19 protein-coding genes and 1 riboswitch are annotated in these 22,488 nt (G+C 40.5%); of the genes, 3 read left to right on the top strand and 16 right to left on the bottom strand.

Annotated elements, in window-relative coordinates; genetic code table 11:
• Window positions 1-67 precede the first annotated feature (67 nt).
• A riboswitch (cyclic di-AMP (ydaO/yuaA leader) is annotated at window positions 68-210 on the bottom strand.
• Window positions 211-487: 277 nt separating this feature from the next.
• Window positions 488-823: a helix-turn-helix domain-containing protein gene (locus tag E4K68_RS13800; RefSeq protein WP_135379517.1), complete on the bottom strand. Its 336-nt coding sequence runs from the start codon at window positions 821-823 to the stop codon at window positions 488-490.
• 185 nt (window positions 824-1,008) lie between these two features.
• Between E4K68_RS13800 and E4K68_RS13795 the strand changes: the two genes are divergently transcribed.
• On the top strand, window positions 1,009-1,587 hold the full coding sequence (locus tag E4K68_RS13795) for a flavodoxin family protein (protein WP_135379516.1): 579 nt from the start codon (window positions 1,009-1,011) through the stop codon (window positions 1,585-1,587).
• Window positions 1,588-1,617: 30 nt separating this feature from the next.
• On the opposite strand, the gene E4K68_RS13790 is transcribed toward E4K68_RS13795, so the two are convergent.
• A complete protein-coding gene (locus E4K68_RS13790; protein ID WP_158291424.1) occupies window positions 1,618-1,854 on the bottom strand; it encodes a hypothetical protein in 237 nt (78 codons plus the stop codon).
• Between the two features lie 47 nt (window positions 1,855-1,901).
• Here E4K68_RS13790 and E4K68_RS13785 point away from each other — a divergent pair, with 47 nt between their 5' ends.
• Window positions 1,902-3,638: an ABC transporter ATP-binding protein gene (locus E4K68_RS13785; RefSeq protein ID WP_135379514.1), complete on the top strand. Its 1,737-nt coding sequence runs from the start codon at window positions 1,902-1,904 to the stop codon at window positions 3,636-3,638.
• 115 nt (window positions 3,639-3,753) lie between these two features.
• Here E4K68_RS13785 and E4K68_RS13780 read toward each other — a convergent pair whose 3' ends face one another.
• From E4K68_RS13780 to E4K68_RS13765, 4 genes are all read right to left on the bottom strand, one after another.
• Complete coding sequence (locus E4K68_RS13780; protein ID WP_348982860.1) at window positions 3,754-5,811, bottom strand: PAS domain S-box protein; 2,058 nt, start codon at window positions 5,809-5,811, stop codon at window positions 3,754-3,756.
• A 30-nt stretch (window positions 5,812-5,841) separates the two neighbouring features.
• Window positions 5,842-6,597, bottom strand: a complete 756-nt coding sequence (locus E4K68_RS13775) for a glycerophosphodiester phosphodiesterase (protein ID WP_135379512.1) — start codon at window positions 6,595-6,597, stop codon at window positions 5,842-5,844.
• Window positions 6,598-6,713: 116 nt separating this feature from the next.
• A complete protein-coding gene (locus E4K68_RS13770) occupies window positions 6,714-7,793 on the bottom strand; it encodes an HD domain-containing phosphohydrolase (protein WP_135379511.1) in 1,080 nt (359 codons plus the stop codon).
• Window positions 7,786-11,589 carry a response regulator gene (locus tag E4K68_RS13765; protein ID WP_243450368.1) on the bottom strand — a complete coding sequence of 1,268 codons (3,804 nt, stop codon included), beginning with the start codon at window positions 11,587-11,589 and terminating at the stop codon, window positions 7,786-7,788. Before E4K68_RS13765 ends, E4K68_RS13770 begins: the two co-directional genes overlap by 8 nt.
• A 70-nt stretch (window positions 11,590-11,659) precedes the next feature.
• On the opposite strand from E4K68_RS13765, the gene E4K68_RS20405 reads away from it, so the two are divergent.
• Window positions 11,660-11,815, top strand: coding sequence for a hypothetical protein (locus tag E4K68_RS20405; protein ID WP_158291423.1), 156 nt, complete (start codon window positions 11,660-11,662; stop codon window positions 11,813-11,815).
• A 179-nt stretch (window positions 11,816-11,994) separates the two neighbouring features.
• On the opposite strand, the gene E4K68_RS13760 is transcribed toward E4K68_RS20405, so the two are convergent.
• The 10 genes from E4K68_RS13760 to E4K68_RS13715 all read right to left on the bottom strand — a co-directional run bounded on the left by E4K68_RS13760 (window position 11,995) and on the right by E4K68_RS13715 (window position 22,483).
• On the bottom strand, window positions 11,995-13,119 hold the full coding sequence (locus E4K68_RS13760; protein WP_243450367.1) for a multidrug effflux MFS transporter: 1,125 nt from the start codon (window positions 13,117-13,119) through the stop codon (window positions 11,995-11,997).
• A 218-nt stretch (window positions 13,120-13,337) separates the two neighbouring features.
• Entirely contained in the window at window positions 13,338-13,694 is a 357-nt protein-coding gene (locus E4K68_RS13755; protein ID WP_135379509.1) for a TfoX/Sxy family protein, read from the bottom strand.
• A 132-nt stretch (window positions 13,695-13,826) separates the two neighbouring features.
• A complete protein-coding gene (locus tag E4K68_RS13750) occupies window positions 13,827-14,231 on the bottom strand; it encodes a pyridoxamine 5'-phosphate oxidase family protein (protein ID WP_135379508.1) in 405 nt (134 codons plus the stop codon).
• Between the two features lie 221 nt (window positions 14,232-14,452).
• On the bottom strand, window positions 14,453-15,181 hold the full coding sequence (locus tag E4K68_RS13745) for an ABC transporter ATP-binding protein (RefSeq protein WP_135379507.1): 729 nt from the start codon (window positions 15,179-15,181) through the stop codon (window positions 14,453-14,455).
• A complete protein-coding gene (locus E4K68_RS13740) occupies window positions 15,174-15,947 on the bottom strand; it encodes an ABC transporter ATP-binding protein (RefSeq protein WP_135379506.1) in 774 nt (257 codons plus the stop codon). Before E4K68_RS13740 ends, E4K68_RS13745 begins: the two co-directional genes overlap by 8 nt.
• Window positions 15,944-16,999, bottom strand: coding sequence for a branched-chain amino acid ABC transporter permease (locus E4K68_RS13735; RefSeq protein WP_135379505.1), 1,056 nt, complete (start codon window positions 16,997-16,999; stop codon window positions 15,944-15,946). The genes E4K68_RS13740 and E4K68_RS13735 overlap by 4 nt, the downstream gene beginning before the upstream one ends.
• A gap of 2 nt (window positions 17,000-17,001) precedes the next feature.
• Complete coding sequence (locus E4K68_RS13730; RefSeq protein ID WP_135379570.1) at window positions 17,002-17,895, bottom strand: branched-chain amino acid ABC transporter permease; 894 nt, start codon at window positions 17,893-17,895, stop codon at window positions 17,002-17,004.
• A gap of 188 nt (window positions 17,896-18,083) precedes the next feature.
• Complete coding sequence (locus E4K68_RS13725; RefSeq protein WP_135379504.1) at window positions 18,084-19,265, bottom strand: ABC transporter substrate-binding protein; 1,182 nt, start codon at window positions 19,263-19,265, stop codon at window positions 18,084-18,086.
• Window positions 19,266-19,454: 189 nt separating this feature from the next.
• The gene (locus tag E4K68_RS13720) at window positions 19,455-19,853 is read right to left on the bottom strand and encodes a rhodanese-like domain-containing protein (RefSeq protein WP_135379503.1); all 399 of its coding nucleotides are present in this window, start codon (window positions 19,851-19,853) and stop codon (window positions 19,455-19,457) included.
• A 1,079-nt stretch (window positions 19,854-20,932) separates the two neighbouring features.
• Complete coding sequence (locus E4K68_RS13715; RefSeq protein WP_135379502.1) at window positions 20,933-22,483, bottom strand: CapA family protein; 1,551 nt, start codon at window positions 22,481-22,483, stop codon at window positions 20,933-20,935.
• Window positions 22,484-22,488 lie beyond the last annotated feature (5 nt).

Raw genomic sequence — 22,488 nt, 5'->3', positions numbered from 1 at the left:
TAGACAAACTATCTAGGGTTACAGCTAACGAAAAAAGCAAGGAATAGCAAAGCAAAGCACAGTGCTCAATTCCTCTCTTTCAACGCTTACGAAGTTAGCTGACGGATTCGGGTCGAAAAGTAACCCTACCTTCACAAAACATTTACCTGTGAAGGATTCACCCCAGAAATGGTTCCCCCGCTTCTAAATAGAATTAAGCGATAGTGAGCGATATTAAGTTGAATCGTGAATAGTACAACCTAAGGTCGAGATAAATTTCATTAAGTCTATCACTCTATATATGAAATAGTCAAGTTTTTTGCCCTTCCCACATACTTCTTTTGAACAAGTATTATACTCAATAAAATATAGTCCCTAGTTTTTGGAATGGGTCGAAGTAAACCCTACCAGCAGTAAGTCAGCAGTAAATGGGTTTAATCTGTTTTTTGAGGAGAGGTCAATTCTTTGTTGACGTTCTTGCATGGCGTTCTTGATTTTTCCGGTTTTATTAATGTTGTTCGTATTCATCAGCGTAATTCTGTCCCCATTTACACATGGTATCTAAAATGGGTAGTAGGCTCTTACCTGCTTGAGTCAGAGAATACTCAACTTTGGGTGGTATTTGTGTATAAATGAATCTTTTGACCAAGCCACTGTCTTCCAACTCTCTAAGCTGTTGAGTCAACATTTTCGGCGTGACATTTGGTAACAGTTTCCTCAGTTCACTATATCTTAACGTTTTATCACCTAAATGCCAGAGTATAAGTGCTTTCCACTTTCCACCGATAAGGGCCAAAGTCAATTCCATGGAACATTGATATTCGTTATTTTTGAACTTGATCATTTCGCTTCACTCCTTTAGACATTACCGGATAAATAATTCTCACATAATGCTTATAAGCCTTTTAAATTTATGGTATACAATTAGATACTATAGTACGACAATGTACGTACTTGTTAAGTAATATTATATCGATTATTATTATATCAAGCAATCAACTATGCAAAACGTTTTAAGGAGTGACTGGTATGAAGGTTGTAGCATTTAATGGAAGTCCGCGGGTTAATGGCAATACTACACAAAGTCTCAAAATTGTCTTGGCGGAATTAGAAAACGAAGGCATCGAAACTGAAATCGTTCAATTGGGCGGGCGTAAAGTCTTTGGCTGCCTGGCCTGCGGCAAATGCGGAAAAACTAAAGATAATCGGTGTGCGCGCAAGGACGATGAGATGAATACCTTTATTCAGAAAATGGAAGAGGCTGATGGAATCATAATTGGTTCACCCACCTACTTCAGTAATGTAAGCACCGAAGTAAAGGCCCTTATCGATCGTAGTGGTTATGTAGCGAAATCCAACGGTGGTGCTTTATTGAGGGGAAAAGTGGGGGCTTCGGTCGTTTCTGCCCGAAGAGCGGGATCAACCTTTGCCTACTCCGCCATCAACTTTTTCTTTGGAATCGCCGAGATGGTCATTTGCAGTTCGAGCTATTGGAATATGACGTTATCCCGTGATCCAGGTGATATCCAAAATGATGCTGAAGGGATCGAAACCTTCAAGGTCCTTGGGAAAAACATGGCAAAGCTATTAAAACAGGTTAACGGTTAATCCAATTTCCAAGATTCCTATGAATAATGATTAATCCATACAATTACTTAAGCAATTAGTATCTAAAAAAGAGCGCATATCAAGTGCGCCCTTTTTCATTTTCATCAGCTTAAAAAGTTTCACCTCAAAGTATTTTCTGACAAGTTCCAGATAATTTCTATCATGAGGAGAATCCTTTTTGACAATTAAAATCACCATCCCAAATACATTTGCCGTTGAAATATGTAGGACACCAATGATCACCTGGACATAAAAAGCTCCACCCACTATGTTACAATGAAGATAAAACTCTGAGAGGGGACCCTATCGCATTCATGAATAGTCTCAAGCAATTTATTAAGTATTACAAACCCCACAAATTCCTTTTTTACACGGACATGTTTTGTGCCGTGATCGTTTCCATCATTGATCTGGCCTTTCCTCAAATCCTTAATTATCTAACCAAGAATCTGTTTACCAAAGATAAGGCGACGATTCTCTATGCTTTAGTGTTTGTCGGTATCGCCTTGTTGGGGATGTACGTCATAAAGTATTTCTGCCGGTATTTCATCATTTCCTGGGGACACATTATGGGCGCTAGAATGGAAACGGAAATGAGGAAGGATTTGTTCAATCATTTTCAAAGATTATCTTTCTCATATTATGATAAAAACAACACTGGCGAAATGATGTCCAAACTGGTCGCTGACTTGTTTGATATATCCGAGCTTGCTCATCACGGACCAGAAAACCTCTTTATCTCCGCTCTGAAAATCGTTGGCTCCTTTATTATCCTAATGATTATCAATGTCAAAATGACCTTGATTTTGTTGTTAGTCACAGTCATCATGGTGCTGTTCACCGTTTATAAGAATATTAAAATGACCCCCATATTTATCGACAACAGAGTTAAAATTGCCGCCGTTAATTCCAGCGTACAAGATAGCCTCTCTGGAATCCGAGTGGTCAAGTCCTTCGCTAATGAGGACTTGGAAAGTGAAAAATTCAGTAAAAGCAATCAAGCGTTCTTATTATCCAAAATCGAAACTTATAAAACTATGGGGAGTTTTCATGCCTGGAATTCATTTTTTGAAGGACTACTCTATGTTGTGGTCATTGTTTCCGGAGGGGTATTTATCGCCGAGGGCTCGCTGAAAATTACCGATCTGGCGATCTATGTCCTTTACATTAACATCTTTATCAATCCGATTGATGTGCTGATCGACTTTACAGAACAATTTCAAAAAGGGTACGCTGGATTTAAGCGATTCATTGAAGTTGTCGAAACTCAGCCCAATATAGTGGACAAAGCAGGGGCTGAACCCCTTTCTAAAGTTTTAGGGGATATTGACTATAAAAGTGTCTCGTTTCGCTATAACGATGATTACAATGTTTTAGATAATGTAAACCTCACGATAAGAGCGGGGAAAACGATTGCCTTGGTCGGGCCGTCCGGCGGGGGAAAAACAACCTTATGTTCTCTCCTGCCGAGATTTTATGACGTTACCGCCGGATCGATCACCATCGATGGAAAGGATATCAGGGATATTTCGCTGGAGTCTTTGCGTAATACGATCGGCATTGTGCAACAGGACGTCTATCTGTTTGATGGCTCAATTAAAAAAAATATTGCGTACGGTAAGGCCGACGCTACAGATGCAGAAATCATTGAAGCTGCGCAAGATGCCAATATTCATGAGTTCATTATGACTCTTGACGAGGGTTACGATACCTATGTGGGGGAACGTGGAGTCAGGCTCTCCGGCGGTCAAAAGCAACGACTATCCATCGCCAGGGTGTTTTTAAAGAATCCTCCGATCTTAATCTTGGACGAGGCGACCTCAGCTCTAGATAATGAGAGTGAATTATACATCCAAAAATCACTGGAAAAGCTCTCGAAAAACAGAACCACCATCGTGATTGCCCACAGGTTGAGCACAATAAAAAATTCGGACGAAATCGTCGTAGTTACAGATGTAGGCATCCAGGAAAGGGGGAGTCACAAACAGCTGATCGAAAACGACGGAATCTATGCACATTATTATAATATGCAATTCGAAGGTTTAGAATAGATTACAAATGCATGGAAACTGAGACGAGGAACAGGTGCCCTGTTCCTCGTCTCAGTTTCCAAATAATTATTAGCACATAAAACGTTTAATAACTTGTTATCCTCCTCGGAAAAAACTATAACTTAAACTTCATAAAAAATGTTGAACCCTGGGGGCTGGTTTCGGCAATAACTTTAGCGTTATGCCTTGCAGCGATTCCAAAACAGACCGCCAATCCCAAACCTGTGCCCTTCTCTTTGGTGGTCAAAAAAGGCGTCCCTAACCGGTCCATTATTTCAGGATTAATACCCTCCCCTTCATCTATTACAGCTAAAATCACTTCATTGTCCGCAAAAGACGTCTTTATTACAATACAACCACCTTTTCCCATCGATTCAAGCCCATTTCGTGCTAAATTAAGGATAACCTGACGGATTTCTTTATGATCCAAAAGCAAATCTGGAATCCTATTTAGTTCTAAGTTTATCGATTTCTCATCATTGGTAGCCTCTACCTGAACAAGAGGTAAAATGCACTTTATGATATCATTTAGATTTTGTCGAGCTAACTCTGTTGTTTTAGTGCGGCTTATCGACAGAAATTCGGTAATAATGTCATTCGCACGATCAAGTTCGCTGATCATGAGAGGAATATAATCACTGTATTTAGCGGAATTCTTACGTTCCCCGAGGAGCTGCAAAAAACCTCTGACCGTTGTCATCGGATTTCTAACTTCGTGACCGATACTTGCTGCCATTTCAGCAACCAGTGTCATCTGATCCATACGTATCATTTCCTTTTCCAACTTCCTCTGCGCGGTAACATCTCTGACGATAGTTGATGCCCCAATTATTTCTCCAGAGTGATCTTTAATAGGTGACACTGTCAAATAAACATGAATATACTGCCCATCTTTCCTCTGACGTATTGTTTCATAATGTGTCATAGGCATTCCTTGAGGAATTTTCGATAGAATCTCATCATGCTCAAGACGTTTTTCGTCAGGTATTAATTTTATAATTGACTCGCCTATAACCTCCACTTCGGAATAGCCGTATATATATTCTGCCCCTCTATTCCAATCAATAATAATTCCATTAAGGGTCATTCCTATAATTCCATCATCCGTTGTTTCTACGATTGATGCCAACCGAAGGGCCTTTTCTTCTATTCGCCTACGCTCATTCATTTCTAACAATAGATGTTGGTTTGTTATAGTATTCGCCACAAGGTAGATCGTCAACCCAATAATTATTAAACCAATAACCCCGATGATTATCGCGAAATCCCTAATACTATCGGCCTTTTCTAAAATTATGCCTAAGGGAACACCAACTTCCATCGACCATGGAGTTGTTGTTCTACCAATATTTATCGGTACGTAGATCTCATACACGCCCTTGTTCGTTGTTGTATAACTTTCCCCTGAATTTATCGCTTCCTTCGCTCGATTGTCTTCAACTACCTTACCAATTTGAAAAATGTCCTTATGCGCAACATACTTACCCTTGTTAGAAATAAGGCTCACGTACCCAGTCTCTAATGGCCTCATCTCTGAAATCACCTTTTGAATAGTATCTAGTGCTATATCGATTCCTACTACACCTACAAAGTTTCCGTCCACAATTATTGGAACGACGGCACTAGCCATCAACACATCTTTGCCAGCGATGGGATAAACGTAGGGTTCAATAATTGTCTCTCGCTTACTTTCTTTAGGTATTAGGTAATAATCCCCAGTACCCCGCGTATCATAGTTAACGAGCGGTTCTAATTGGAACTCTCCATTTTGTTTGCTCCAATAAGGTATAAAGCGGCCTGTTTTGTCATATCCTGGTTTATTAATAAATTCGGCATCTTTACCATCGAGTGCATTCGGCTCCCACAATGTCCATGTCGCGACAAACTGCGGATTGTCCTTTAGAACATCAATCAGGATTTTATTAATAGTCTCACGATTGATATCATGAGAAAGTTTCATCTCCTGAAATGTATACGATAACGTCCTAACGGTATCCATGGAAACTTCTAATTCCGCTCTTACGTAATTACCATTTTTGTTAGCTGTTTCTTCTGCAATTTGGTAGGCCGAAGTCTTGGCCAAATCAAATGATTTTATGGATAAGATAAAAATAACCAAGCTAAAGGACAGTAGAACAACTAAACCCATGGAGGCTAAAAACTTTGTTCTCAATTTTAGGTTTCTAAACATTCTTGATTTCCCTTACCCTTTCCATAAACCATTGAGGCACTTTTTATCTCCAGCGATAACCGACCGGAGTCTACCAGGATGGTTCGTAATTATGCCATCCACACCCATCCGGATAAGCCTTCGCATTGTTGCCAGATCATTTACGGTGAACGTGTTTACCAATAATCCCTCTAAGTGAGCTTCGCGTATGATGTCCTCATTAACAGCGTAAAAATACGGATGTAAAGCGTCCGCGTGGGCTGTTCTCGCATAGATATTTGGCCGATATAGGCCCTCCATATACAGAAGTCCAGTTTTCAGGTCCGGTGTAATTTCCTTGCAGTGCACCATTGAATAGTGGTTAAAGCTAGAGAGAACCACGCGTTCTTGCCACCCGTAACAGTAAATAAGCTCAATCAGTTTTTCTTCAATACCCTCGTACTGGATGATGCCATTTTTAATCTCAAAATCAAGGCCGATTCCAGTGTCCCGGGCCAAAAGGAGGAGCTCCACAGCCGTTGGAATTTTAGCCCCCGCAAACTGGACACCGTTCCATAACCCGGCATCCAAGCGGCATAGTTCAGCGTAAGTATAATCCTTAACCAGGCCGGACCCGTTAGTGGTACGGTCAACCCGCTCGTCATGGATGAGTACTAACACCCCGTCCCTCGTCATCTGGACATCTGTCTCAATGCCGTCACAGCCCATCTCCACTGCTTTCACAAAGGCCAGCATGGTATTTTCCGGAAAATAACCACTCGCTCCACGGTGAGCATAATTCATAACCATACTGCTCCTCCAATCTGCCAACCCATTTAGTCGAACTAAGTTCTCCCTCAATCTATGCGTCTTCTAGCATATTCTATACTCCATCCATTTCTATCATTGCGACTGGGATTCAACTTTTAGTTATCTCCAAATTTTCCCATAATTCCAACAAATTCAGCTTCTCTCATTATAAAAGCGTCAACAATAGTAGGGTCAAAATGGGTCCCTCTGCCCTCTAAAATAATATTTCTAGCCTCATCATGGGTAAAAGCGTCCTTATACACCCTCTTACTAATTAGAGCGTCATACACATCGCTAAGTGCCATTAACCGGCCAGATATGGGAATTTCCGCTTTGGATAAGCCCCTTGGATATCCTGTGCCATCCCATTTTTCATGGTGTGTTATTGCAATTTCTTTCGCTAGTGTCAGGAATGAATCTTCTCCTAATTCCTTTATACCCACCATTAATGACTCTCCACCATAAATTGTATGTTTTTTCATTTCTTCAAATTCTTCCTCTGTCAACCGTCCCGGTTTAAGAAGTATACTATCCTTTACCCCAACTTTACCTATATCATGTAACGGAGCTGACTTATATAACAGCTCAATATATTCATTTGTAAGAACACTACTATATTCATCCTTACCCTGTAATTCAAGTGCCAATGCTCTGATATATTTCTGTGTTCTTTTTATGTGTTCCCCTGTTTCCGGGTCCCTTGTCTCTGCTAGAGCAGCCAGACAGTATATTGCGGCAGAGTTAGTTCTTTCGAGAAGCTCGGTTCTTGCCTTTACTTTTTCTTCTAATAAAAGATTCTGAGTTTCAAGAATAAGACGAGCTTCTTCAAATTTAAGTTGTGTCTTAACTCTGGCCTTAACCTCAACAATTTCAACGGGCTTAGTAACATAATCCACTGCGCCTAAGGAAAAACCCTTGGTTTTCGAATCACTATCAGTAATTGCCGAAAGTAGAATAACTGGTATATGCGTTAGCTCCGGGTTTTTCTTGATCGTTATTAAAACATCGTATCCATCCATCTCCGGCATCATGATATCCAAAAGTATCAAATCAGGTTTTTGTTCTTCAAGTAATTCAATCGCCTCTAAGCCATTAATTGCAACAATCAATTCATAATCGTCCTGAAGCGCCTCCACTAGAATTACAATATTCATTTCTGTATCATCTACTATCATTATCGTTTTTTGTCTATTCATCTTCTGACTCCTTTATAATAGCCAGTATTTCTTTAACCATAGCCTTCGCCTCTTTGAAGCGATAGCGATCAATAAGTTTCTTGGTTTCGTTTATTTGTGCACTAAAGCGCATAGTCTGAGAATTTGCTAGCAAGTAGCTCAAACTATCTTTTACTTCTTTAGGGCGGGCCTTTTCTAAATCATCCAGTAATTTACTTAATGCGTGATGAACCTCTAAATTGAAGTCTTGTCGCTTTTCCTCTAGATCCTTAATCGAAATAACGCTTTTAATAGTATTTAATAGTTCCTCATTCAAATTAGAAAGTTCTTCTAGCCTTTCTCCTAGGCTCTTTTCGTTGTATGACTCATATTGTTCTTCGAACTGAACAATAAATCTGCTCAGTTTCAGAGCTCCTATATTTCCGGTAACACTTTTAAGGCTATGAACAAATCGTTTAACTTCATCATATTGCTTATTCAATCTCATATCGGAAATTTCTTTTACTATGTTACTATAATCATCAGAATATCTCTTTAATAAGTCATAATAAAAGGCTTGTTTATTACCTAATCGAATTAACGTTTTTTCAATATCTAAAATCTCAACCTTTTCATTTACATCATTTCCATTGTTTCCCTGACCATTATCTAAGAGCCATTTTTCAAGGGTTTCGAACAAAAGCTCAGGGTTAATTGGTTTTGAAATGTAATCATTCATACCCGACTCGATGCTTTTTTCCCGATCACCCCTGAGTGCATTTGCAGTCATGGCTATAATAGGTAATTCTAAACTTGAATAGGTCTCTCTAAGAATTTCTGTGGCTTTGTATCCATCCATAATAGGCATTTGCACATCCATAAGAACTGCATCAAAATTATTGGCACGGACGTGTTTGATTGCTTCTTCACCATTATGAGCAATACTTACATGAACACCGACCCCTTCTAAAATATCCTTAGCAATCAATTGATTAATATCATTATCTTCAACAAGTAGTATACGTTTACCCGCAATGGCCCTTTGATGCTTTATTTGGCCTTCTTCATTTCGGCCCTTATCAGCTTGACTCCATGCTGTTCCTTTTAAAGCATTCAAAACCGTATCAAACATTAACGACTGATTAATGGGCTTTACCAGAAAATTATTAACCCCCAATTGATTTACTTGATTATAATAGTTTGCACGTCCTGTAGCACTAACAAATATTGTTTTAGGCACTGTGATCTCAGTATTAGCTATTAATCTTTTATATAAATCGATTCCTGATAATTCTGGTAAATTAAAGTCAATAACTAGTAGATCAAAGTCTTCCTTTTGGAGCAGTTCAATTGCTTCAAAAGGATTTTTAAGTGCTGTCACCTCAAACGAAAATGAACGAAGCATTCTTTCGAGTATCATTAAGGATGTTTTATTATGATCTACCACTAACACTTTTTTACCTTGTAAATCTGGATATTCTCCATGACTTGGTTTTATCAAATCGACAGCTTTATCAAAAAGGACTGCAAATTGGAAGGTTGCACCTTCACCATAAGCACTTTCTACCCAAATCTCACCCTTCATTAGTTCAACCAGTTGCTTCGAAATTATTAAACCAAGCCCTGTCCCACCATACTTCCTGGTCGTTGAACCATCCGCCTGGGTGAAAGCGGTGAAAAGTCTTTCGATTTGCTCATTTGTTAACCCAATTCCTGTATCTGTAACACTAAAATGCAACTTAACTTTGTTTTCTGTTGCATCTAGAACCCTTACGGCAACACTTACTTCTCCTCGGTTTGTGAATTTTATTGCATTCGTTGTTAAATTAGATATGATTTGTTCTAATCGAAGCGGATCACCGATTAGTACGTCCGGCACTGTTTCCCCCGTATCGAAATTAATATCAATACCCTTATTCGTCGCAGAAATTGTATATAGATTAGAGACATTCTCTAGTACCTTATCTATATTAAATTCGATGTTTTCTATTTCAAGTTTACCAGCTTCAATTTTTGAAAAATCCAAAATATCATTGATGATTCTGAGCAGTGTCGCTGATGCTCCCTCTATTTTCGATACATAATTTTTTTGGGAATCATTTAAATTAGATTGACCTAATAAATGGGTAAGTCCCATAATTGCATTCATAGGTGTTCTAATTTCATGACTCATATTTGCAAGAAATTGACTTTTAGCGTGGCTTGCTTCTTCTGCTTCTTCCTTGGCTGCCTTCAGCTCAACTTCTGTCCTTTTTCTTTCAGATATATTTTGCAATACCCCTATAAACCTTATCACTTTTCCAGATTCATCTTTCTTTATTATTTGTCCAATAAATGAAAACCAGATATTCGGGTCTTCTTTTAGTCTAACCTCGGTGTAAAAGTCCTCTCCCGTCATCAGTAAATTATCTTCGCCCAATTGTGTAATATTTAATAAATCTTCTTCATATATAAAATCCTCCAATAGCCCATAAAACTGAACCCACTCACTCTTTTTAATACCACACTGCCTAAACTCCAGTGCATTAATTAATTTAAGAAAAACACCATTAACCATCAATACATTATTGTTACAATCTGAATCATATAAACCAATATGCGATGCTTCCATAGCAATTCTGAATCGATCTTCTGAAATAGCCAAACTATTTGTGACCTTTGTCAAGGCTAGGGTACGTTCTTCCACACGACGCTCAAGTTCATCATTTAAAAGAATTAGCTCCTCTTTAGCTTTTTGGCGTTCTTTAATTTCACTGTTTAGCGCTTGTACATTATTACGAATATTGCTAGCCATATCGTCGATCGTATTGGCAAGTATCCCAATCTCATCTTTGCTGGACTTAAGGTCTTTTGGAATTTCAATAAAATTTGCACCATCAGAATGCTGGATAATTCCAACCATGCGAGTCAAGGGTTTTGTTATTAAATTAGTCATTTTATTAGCAGCAACAAAAATGAAAAGACAAGCAAAAATTGCACCACCTAAAATTAAAACCAATAAAAATCTCATGGCTTTTGAAGAATCACTATTATCTATTCCTATTGCTAAATATAAGCCCTCAGTATTAGGTATTTGAGAATAGATCAAATACCTTGATTCATCCTCTGGAGTAGTAACTTTCAGTTCTCCTGCTGGCTTTATCGAAATTTGCTTTTCAAAATTTTCGATATCAGGAATCGGCATCTTTTCTATATTTGGGTCTAGAATAGCCTTACCTTTTAAATCAAGAAACCACATTTCACTGAATTGACCCATTCTTGCTTTTTCAAATGACCCAATTAATTGTTTTACTCGTGCATTGATAATTAGCAATCCCTTTACATTCCCATCATTATCCATGACCTTAGTCCCTATATAAGTAATATATTGACCATCCCTATCATCAATAACAGGCTTCGATATCGACGTAAGTTTATCTCCAGCTAATAATTCCTGCTCATAACTAACAGACGATGGAATGCTAGCTGGGTTATTCACATATTCTTCGCCAGTCACTCGCTGGTACTTCATGGATAACCATAAATCACCCTGCCTACTCATTTGATTGTCTATCTCTTTTTTGATGCTAGAAAAATCCCCATTTTTGAATGTTTCTGTACTTGCAAGTTGTTCTAACATATTTCCTTGATTTTCAAACCGTTCTCCGATGGATTGTGCTACACCATCAACAACCTGTAAACCGATATGACTAATAAGGGGTTTTACAATGTTATTCACTTGATAATACAAAAAAGCACATATTAAAATCAGAACTACAAACATAAGTAGGGTATAAGTAGCTCTCAGTTTATGTTTAAATGATTTATTAATAAAATTAGTTTTCAAAAGAAAAATCATTCCTTTTCGAGCTGTTTTGTTAACATTGGTGGCAACCTTAGCGTCAATTCTATATCTATGATATCATCTTTTGAGGATTATTCTAGGTTTAGAGGTAAAGGTTGTCAAATATTCAACCGCAGGGGTAACTCTACTCCTCGAAGAAGCTGGTATCCCTCTCGAAGCCATGGAGGAAGGGGTTATTGCCGGGGCATTCGGGTATTATATTAATCCATTAGAGTACTAGGAAGATCGATCTCCTGCCCAAAGGATTTTATAGGAAGATAACCTTTGTTGGTAATTCGTCGGCGGAACAACGATGAAATATTGCTGTGACAGGGAACAAGAAGGTCCTTTCTTTTTCGATATAGAAAGGACCTTCATATAAGAGCTGTTTTCAGTTTATTACATATTACGAATGATTTTCTACTCCACCCGCACAATGCCATTCTTTCCCCGTCTTAATATCGCATAACTTAGAATCGCACCAACTTCTGTGACAGCGATGACTATGCCCATGGGTACAGCTGTATTACTGCCACCAAGCCCTACGAGGGGTGCAACAATTGCACCAATTAATAATGAAAATAAACCTAACAAGGCCGAGGCACTACCAGCTGAATGGCCATAGTTTTCCATCGCCAATGAAGAGCCAGCAGTCGATACGACTCCTACACTCGATACAACTATGAACAAAGGTGGTAAGATTGCGGTAAGTCCTGCTCCGATAAGAATCATCGTCAGCAAGCTGATGCCGCCCATTGTAGCCAGGATGAGGCCTCCGAGGAAGAGTTTGGTTCCGTTAATTCGACTTGCCAGCCTACCGGTGATTTGACCAGCTAGGATAATGCCAAACCCATTGATGGCGAAGAATACACTAAACATTTGAGGAGAGGCTCCAAAAATGTTTTGGATAACAAAGGGTGAACCCGATATGTACGCGAACATAGCTGCCGTTACCATCCCTTGAGGCAAAGCATATCCCATGAAAACGCGATCGCTGACGAGAACTCGAAATGTCGCTAAAGTATTGATCAAACCGGCTGGCGAGCGACGTTGTGGTGGTAATGTCTCAGGTAAAGTGAAAAAGACTGCAAGGAGCATGAAAATACCGACCAGACACAAAACAAAAAACACCCCCCGCCATGAGGTAAACTGCAGTAGCTGCCCACCTAGAATTGGCGCCAGGATTGGCCCAACACCATTGACCAGCATTAAAAGAGAAAAAAACTTTATCATCTCTGAGCCTGAGTATAGGTCCCTAACTATAGCGCGTGAAATAGCCATGCCTGCGGAGCCCGCAACGCCCTGAATGAATCGAAGCAAGATCAATGCCCAGATGGATGGGCTAATAGCACAAAGCAAGGATGAGACAGTGAAGCTAATCAGTCCGATCAGAAGCGGGATACGACGCCCGCGCACATCGCTTTGCGAACCAGCTACTAATTGCCCCAACGCGAGCCCGAGTAGGCAAGCTGTCAGACTGAACTGGGCAAGCGATGTGCTAGTGTGCAAATCCTTGGTCAAAATAGGCAAAGAAGGTAAGTACATGTCAATTGACAAGGGCCCGAAAGCAGACAAAGCGCCTAAAATTATGGCCATCCATAATCGACGCGATCGCGAGAATGTTGGGGAAAAACTCGTATAATCGTTCGAATCATCATTCACTTTAATTTCTTATTCTCCTTTGAAGTAATTATTAATGTTGATTTGTAAAAGCTGACACTTTGGCAAAGGCTTAAGCTGGGCAGACCCCCTTTGGTATTAATTTATTTTGTAATTCCTTTCTTCTTGGACTTTACGTGCTTATTTCTAGATGCTAATAAGGCTTTTCTAGCCCAATCCGCTAACAGTTCTCTGTGTTCCAAAATATCAACGGGAACCTCATAATACGGCATTACCATGGGTTTGTGATCAAATGGTTGGAATGGTTCCATTCCCGCTCTTTCATAGTCTGACTTATTGGAGTCGTCCACCTTAAAATATAGGACATCATCCGCAAGTAATCCAAAAATCAAACCGTCATAGTAAATACCAGCACCGCCAAACATCTTTTTAACCGTAACAAAACCTAACTTTGCAAGTTGGTCTACTACATATTCTTTATAACTTTCGCCGACTGCCATAATTTCCTCCAGTTTAACGTTTATCAAACTCTCCTATGTTGTAAAAAATGGGGTCTTTATGTCCGAAGTCAATTAAAGAATAAAAGGGTGTGATATCCACACCCTCATCTTATGGTAATTTTGTCTTTACATTTAAAACTCTAAACATCTTGGGGGATTAGGTGAGAAGTCATTAATAGTTGCCTTACCGTGCTCCAAATAAAAGATCTTAAAAATAGGATTGTCTGGTGACTCGTAGATCTTTTTAAGCATAGGTGCACGCTCTAAGATTAGTTCCTTCTTTCTAATATCGTCATCAAATATGATTTCACCACTGACCCTTACCCAAACCATGTCTTTCGTTGTTTTTGAGTACTCAATATATGGTACAGCTGTAAGTTGCCGATATACATCCTTCGTACTTGCAGTGCAGAAATAAAGCCTTCCGTTTTCCTCAAACATGAATCCCCATGGTCTAACTCTTGGCTTTCCATCATCAACTGTCGCTAAGTATCCAATAGCTGACTGATCAGTTAAAATTGACAGTACTTCTTTCAAACTAAATCCGCTCCCTTATATATATTAACGAAAATTTTGATCTTTACTACTATAGCATCTCTGTAACAGACCCCGCAAGTCAGAAACTATGCTCATTTCTATTCTGTGCAATTTGAAGGTTTGAAATAGATTAGACGAAAAACGGTGGGTCGATTAGCTTCTAATCACCCACCGTTTTTGACTCTTTACACAAATCGTTTAAAGTTTAAATAGCTTAACGCTTAGTGTGAATTCTTCGCTATGACACTCTCACCCAAATAAGCTTTCTTTACATCTTCATTGGCTAACAATTCTTTGCCGGTTCCTTTAATAGTAATCCGACCCGTTTCAATAACATACCCAATATCCGCAAGATGGAGTGCAGCATTGGCATTTTGTTCGATCAAAAGAATGGTCATCCCTTGTTTGTGAATCTCGCGAATGATGTTGAAAATATCTTTAACGATAAGGGGAGCAAGTCCTAGTGATGGCTCATCCATCATAAGAAGTTTGGGGCGAGACATGAGGGCTCGTCCCACCGCAAGCATCTGCTGCTCTCCCCCAGATAATGTCCCCGCTAGTTGCCATTCCCGTTCTTTAAGCCTGGAAAAGAGAGTGAAAACCCATTCTATATCGTCTTTAATCCCTTGATGATCCTTGCGAGTAAAAGCCCCGATCTTTAAATTTTCTAAAACCGTCATATCTGGGAAAACGCGCCGTCCTTCTGGAACCAAAGTGATTCCAGTTTTTACGATGTTATGACGTTTTTCTGTCAGCAAATTCTTCCCATGATAAGTGATCGAGCCACTTCTTGGTTTAGCAAGACCGACGATCGAGCGCAACATAGTGCTCTTCCCCGCTCCGTTAGCACCAACTAGGGTGACAATTTTCCCTTCCTCTACCTCAAGACTGATCCCTTTTAAGGCTTCAATCCCACCGTAAGCGACACTCAAGTTTTCAATTTTAAGCATAGTCCTCTGCCACCCCCAAGTACGCTTCAATCACCTTCTGGTTATTCTGAATATCATAGGGGTTACCTTCCGCAATTGTAACTCCATGATCAAAAACACAAATTCGATCCGAAATCCCCATGACGACTTGCATATGATGTTCAATCATGAAAATAGATAACTTAAATTCGTCCCGAATCTGCCGAATAAACGCGGTCAAATCGTCGGTTTCCTTGGGATTCATTCCGGCAGCTGGTTCATCTAGCAGGAGTACCTCTGGATTCGTCGCTAGGGCCCGAGCGATCTCCAAACGCCGCTGCTTACCATAAGGAAGTGAACTAGACTTCTCTTTTTGCGCATCCAAGAGACCGACTTTATCCAAGAGCTTAAGTGACTTCTCCAAGATTTCCTTTTCTTCCCGTCGGTACCGAGGCAGTTTCAGGGTGGCTTCCAGGAAATTTGACTTTAGGTGCAAATGGTTCGCAATCAAGACATTATCAAGAACCGTCAAGTCTTTAAATAACCGGATATTCTGAAACGTCCGAGCGATTCCCCGCTTCGTGATCAGATCTGGTCTTAGACCGGTAATATCCTTGTCAAGGTAGCTAATCCGTCCCATCGTAGGGGCGTAAACTCCCGTGATCATGTTGAATGCGGTGGTTTTCCCTGCGCCGTTGGGCCCGATCAAAGCAACAATTTCTCCTTTGTTTAAGTCGAGATTAAAGTCCTTGACCGCAGTCAGTCCGCCAAAGATCATGGAAACATTTTCAACCTTTAATAGACTCACTGTTTGTCCCCTCCTTTGGCAAGCGACTTTTTACTGAACTTAGCGGCAATACTGTCCCAGGTGATTTCCTTCGTTCCCATGATGCCTCGGTTAAAAAACAGAACAACCATCATAAGGAGGGCGGAAAAAACAACCATCCGCATGCCAGAAATACCTGGAATGACCAGGCTACCAATCGTCATTGATTCATCGAGAAACCGCAAGGCCTCTCCCCCAATCGTGATGATAAAGGCAGCTATGATGGTTCCCGTCATACTCCCCATTCCACCAAGAATAACAATCAGCAGGATATTGAAAGTAAGGAGGAATCGGAACATTAAGGGGTCAATGGTTCCTAGTAAACTTCCCAGAAGACCGCCACCGATACCGGCAAAAAAAGCCCCGATGGTAAAGGCAATGACCTTGTGTTTAAAGAGGCTGATCCCCATACTTTCAGCCGCAATCTCATCTTCCCGAATCGCCTTGAACGCCCGGCCATAACTACTGTTAATCAGTGACCCAATGAAAAGCAAGGTTACCAAAGCGGCTCCAAAGGTCCACCAAATGTTTGCCGAGACCGGAATTCCCTTGAGACCGAGAGCTCCATTTGTAACACTTTGAATATTTGTAAACACAACCCGTATAATCTCCGCAAATCCCAGGGTCGCAATCGCTAAATAATCTCCGCGTAGCCTTAGTGCAGGGGCACCAATAAGGTAACCTATCACACCAGATACAATCCCCCCGATCAGAAGCGCAAAGAAGAAAGGCACATGCATAGTGTCTAAGGGCTTGATCATTGGGACCATGAAGAAGTTTTGCGTCTTCACAACGTCTGGCATCGTGAGAATAGCCGTTGTATATGCACCCACTGCCATAAACCCAGCATGTCCCAGAGAAAACAGTCCAGTAAAACCATTAATTAAATTCATACTCAGGCCAAGTATGACGTATATAGCGCATAAATTTAAGATCCTCATTTTGTATGGATCAAGAAACTGATTAGCACCGTAAACAAAAGCGAATAAGATGAGGATCACTATCAAGGTTAGGAGTGTCTTTTTTTGTTTCATAGTTACACCTTCTCCGCTATTTTCTCGCCGGTGAGCCCAGTCGGCTTAAATAACAGAATAACAATTAAAAAGATAAAGGCAAACGCATCCCTGTAGCCACTTAAGCTTGGGGCAAAAGCAACGATCATGATTTCCCCAATTCCTAAGATAAATCCACCTATCATAGCCCCTTTGATATTTCCGATCCCGCCGATAACTGCTGCGATAAAGGCTTTAAGACCCGGCATAATCCCCATCAAGGGTACAATCTGAGGGAATTTAAGACCCCACATGAGCGCACCAACAGCGGCAAGCATCGACCCAATGGCAAAGGTTTTAGAAATAGTTTGGTTGACGTTCACACCCATGATCCCCGCCGTTTCGTAATCTTTAGCTACCGCCCGCATAGCCATTCCGGTTTTCGTACGATGGATTAAGAATAAAAGTCCAAAAAGGAAAACAAGGGTTACTATAGGGATGGCGAAGGTAAGTTTCTGAATGGAAACCGAGCCAATCTGGATACTGTCTGTTAAAGCCTTTACAGTTGGAAATGCTTTTGGACGTCCGCCAAATAACACCGTGGCCAAGTTCTCGAGTAAGAACGATGCCCCAATTGCTGAAATCATAATGGAGATCTTAGGCGCATCGCGCAGCGGTCGATAAGCCCCTGCCTCAAGTACCACCCCAAGGGCCATCGTTAGAATTATGGCCAAGACAAAGGACAGATACCAAGGCAGCATAAACGTAGTGACGCCATAAAATGCAAAATACGTCGTCATCATAAAAATATCGCCATGCGCAAAGTTGATGAGACGTAACGTTCCGTAAACCATGGTATAACCAATCGCAACCAAGGCATATAAACTGCCTAAAGAAATTCCGTTCGCCAAATGCTGCAAAAACGTACTAAATTCCATCCCACTCAATTGCTGAAAAAGCATGTTTAAATTTATCATCATTGATCTGTCACCTACCTTGCTGTCCAATATATCGATTGACTAAGAAACTACGCAAAACTGCGATAAGAGATACGCTCCCCTTACGATGAAGGAAAGCGTATCGGTAACACTTCGCTATATAATTCTAAAATTCACGTATACAAGTGTTATTTGGCTTTGATGATATCCATGAACGCGAACTTCCCGTTCTTGACCTGTTTGATGACCGCGTCTTTGACAGCATCTCCGTTTTCGTCGAGCGTAATCATGCCAGCTGCTCCAGGAAAGTCTTTCGTTTTAGCCAGTTGTTCTTTTATTTTGACTGGGTCTGCCGAATTGGCTCTCTTGATAGCATCTAGGATAGTAATGTAGGCATCATAGCCCAGCGCTGTGACCGCAGCCGGCTCTACGCCAGGATTTGCCTTGCGGAATTCCGCCAAGAACTTTTCTGATTCTGGGGTAATTGGCTTCTCAGAAGTAAAGAAAGTTGAGAAAGTAGCTCCTTCAACAGCTTCTTTGCCTACTTCGATGAATTCAGGAACTTCCCATGTATCTCCACCAATGAATGGGGCTTTAATGCCAAGTTGCCGTGCTTGTTTAATGATGAGTGAGGATTCCGTGAAGTTGCCCGGTGCAAAAATAACATCCGGATTCTTCGCCTTTAAGTTCGTAAGCTGGGCCGAGAAATCTTGGTCTCCTGTGTTGTAGTTTGCCACTCCAACAATCGCGTCGTTATCTCCGGTTAGTTGTTTGAAAGAATCCGTGAAAAATTTAGCAAGACCGATAGAGTAGTCATTGGAGACTTCTTGGACGATGGCAACTTTTTTTGCCTTTAGATTATTAAACGCATAGTTAGCCATGACTTTGCCTTGAAAAGGATCAATAAAGCAGACCCGGAAATAGAAGTCATTATTCTTGGTGACAAGTGGGTTGGTTGCGGAGGCAGCCACTGCAGGAACCTGCGCCTTCTTCACAATATCCCCAGCCGCCATAGAAAGTGAGCTCCCCCAACTTCCAATGATCGCCGAAACCTTTTCCTTTTCCACGAGACGAGAAGCAGCACTAGCAGCCTCTACCTTATCCGATTTATTGTCGACCAAGACTAATTCAACTTTTTTACCATTGACTTCGGGATAGAGTTTGTTAGCCAGTTTGATTCCATCAACTTCTAAAGCGCCCCCGGCAGCATTCGCTCCAGTCATCGGTTCAAAAACACCAATTTTAATTACATCTCCGCTTGCATTACTCCCCGTTGTTGCAGTAGGAGTTGCGGTTTTGGTCCCACATCCGGTCACAATAAGCGCACCTACTAATAACGCTGAGACGAGAACTGAAGCCTTCTTTTTCATTTCTCTTTTCCTCCTTCTTAGTTAACGACGAAACTTCTTGAAATTAAATCCTTCCTCCTATTCACGATTATTGCTTAACGTACTATATCCGAAGTATAATTGAGGTCTGTCTTCATTGTCAATACATATGTACTTGCTTCGTGGAATCATCATTGAACGACCGGTTTCGCCATTTTTTTATAAATCTCATCATTTCTTGCCAGAAACCGTCTTGTACGGCCAATGTATTATGCCACCTAAATTAGAAACATTTATATAACCCTGCTTCAATAATATTGTTACAGCGACTCTGCTCCGATTCCCACTCCTACAATAAACGAAAATAGTAGCTTGCTTATCCGGTAATTTCTTGCTTGCTTCCCTCGCTAGCACCTTTAAAGGAATCAAAGTGCTTCTAGGAATATGATTCTCGATATATTCGTCCTGAGTTCTAACATCCACAAGGATGATCTCCTTTTCCAACTCTAATCTCTTTTTGGCTTCTGAAGGATCTATTCTTGATTGATTGGCCTTTCCTGAGTTCTTGATAATTGCCCAGATTATCAGAACTCCTACTAAGAAACTGGCGATAATTATCGTATGGTTCATATGTTAATCCTTTCCAATAAGAAATTATGAGAAAAATGCCAATATACTTCCTTATGGTATATTTGCATTGTAAGATGCGATTCTTATTTTTGTCAATTGTAATAAATGGACATTTCAAACCTATCAGAATGATAAGGGGAGCGAGCCCTAAAATTCCCTTAGGGTTCGCTCCTTAATGTTGTTATCCGACAATGAGTTAACAGTGAATGAGTATTCTGCTTTTGAGGAGTGGGGGAATCCTTAGAGTGTCTATGGCTGTAGCTTTTTTTATGCCGCATCCGGTACCTCAGTCTCGCTGAAATCCCCTCAAAGCAAACACCCATTCTATCCAAAGAACGTTCACTCCATATTTAGTATACTTGACTCCAATTAATTCTATCAACATTCCCTGTGAAAGTTTGGTCATAAAATCACACCTAGCTGATCTTGACACGTTTAAGAAACCGGTCTAATCCCTCCTTCTCCTACGCAGTCAATAGATGTCCAACTTCTTCCACCCAATAGATAGCGAACTTCAGCAGATTTATCCTCGGTCTCCGTCATCACTCTGTTGTCGCGATTTTCCTTGCTAATACTTTGTTTAGAGTCCTATATTCTTTACTAGGATAAATAGATACTCACTATATCGTTACTACCGTTATTACATTGACGTTTTAACGGACAGCGTAGTAACTCATTATCACTTACAGAGATAACGGTTTTGGGGACCTGTCCTATTCGCAATTCTCTCCCAATTCCAGTTTTTGACGAGCATCTCTTAGTTTTCGGCCGCCATAAACCACCTGACTCTTCTTACTCATTTCCTTACCCCCTTGAACTTCATGTTCAGATCTGTCTGTGAACTAAAATGACTCCTCTCATTGGACATCTATTAACTATAATAGCGCATTCGTTTTATAGGAACATACGTTTTAACATTTCAACGAAATGTTTGGAGATAAACATTATCGTGCGCAGCAAGGATCTACAATTCCCTCATTTTTTGAATCCCACTATTATTCGACAATCCATTTTTGGGAACTAACTATAAACAGAGCCCTTACTGAAATCTTCTACCAGTAGGACTCTCATAGGGAATTTTATTCACAAGGCTCTGGTTTAAAGCCAGACGTCAAGCGACAGGGTATGATTAAAGGGGAGTTCACCTCAACAAGTTTACCATTTTTAAAACTATATATCTGGCGGAAAATTTCCGTATTTTTCTGCGTTGGGTTCGAATTGCCTCCGAACACAAAATTACCAAGACTATAAACAATATATTTTCCCTGATAAACTTCACTCGGTTGAATGATATGAGGGTGATGACCAAGAACCAAATCTGCCCCTTGGTCAACTGCGAACCGCCCAAGTTCACGCTGCTCCGACGTTGGCGTGCTAATGTTTTCCGTTCCCCAGTGAAAACTCACGACGATTAGGGAGGTCTTTTCATCGAGAGTGCGAATTTTATTCGCAAGATCTAATTCCAGGTTTACTAAATTAACACCCTCTTCTATTTTTCCTAACGTGTTGACACCTATTAATCCGATATTGATACCGTCTTTTTCATATACAGCGGTCTTACTATATCCGAAATTGGTGATGCTCGTTTTATCCAAGGCTGCTTTTGTGTCATCAAATCCTTTGTCTAGGTAATCCATACTATGGTTATTGGCTAAGTTTACAGCCTCAATACTGCCATCTTTAAGTATGGAGGTGTAGGATGGGCTTCCTTTAAAGAAGAATGCCTGGTTACCTTGAAAACGTTTATCTGGTTTTCCCTTCTCCTCCGTCAAAGTTCCTTCTAAATTGGCTATGGTCAAATCATCCTCACTCAGTATCTTTTTTACTCTCTCAAAAAAATAACTTGCTCCATATTTATTGTAGTACTGGTTAAAACTACCGGCATAGAGAAAGCGTTCATCCTGACCTAAGGTGACATCTCCAATCGCACTTATTACGATGTCTTGTTTTCCACTTCCATCAAATACTGCAACTTGAGCTGAATCAGCAGGTTCGTAAGTTTCTGTGTCATCAAAATGCCACCATTCCGTTGACAAAGGCTTAAATCCGTTCTTGACCATGATTTTTTCCAAATACTTGGCGTTAGCATTCTCATTGGCCCTTTCTGCAGCAACCGTAAAATTGTCAAAGCCCGTTGGCATCGTAATTTCGTTTCCATTTAGATCAACCAGAGTCAAGTCAATTGCTGATCCCCTCGAGTGATTAGAATAACCCTTATAAGGATTCGCCACATAGTTCGAATTAGGTACAAAATTCCACATTTTGAACTGTGCTTTAGGACTACGATAGGCATCCCAAATCTTGAGTAGAAATCCATCTTTCGCGGCTTCGTCGGCTACTTTTTTAAGTTTATCAGCGCTTCCTCTACGCAACAGTGCGTTAGCGCTATCATAAAGCTTCTTACGAGTGAAATTATCGGTTGTCGCATATTTCATGTCCAATTTCGCGGAAGGAACGACTTGCTGGATATTGACAAAATCCGTTTTCTTGGTGGGTTCATTGGCATCGATACTTTGCGTTGCACTGATGTTGTACGTAATACACTGAATTGGTGTATCTGCTCGAACTGGTGTCGTAAGTCCTAAGAGAAAGAGAAAGATGAAGATTATAGCCAGGAATCGATTGCTCACAAAGT

Origin of the sequence: Desulfosporosinus sp. Sb-LF, assembly GCF_004766055.1 — a bacterium.
Classification (GTDB): Bacteria; Bacillota; Desulfitobacteriia; order Desulfitobacteriales; family Desulfitobacteriaceae; genus Desulfosporosinus.
Note: the sequence above shows the minus strand (reverse complement) of the source record. Positions and strands in the feature narration are given on the sequence as shown.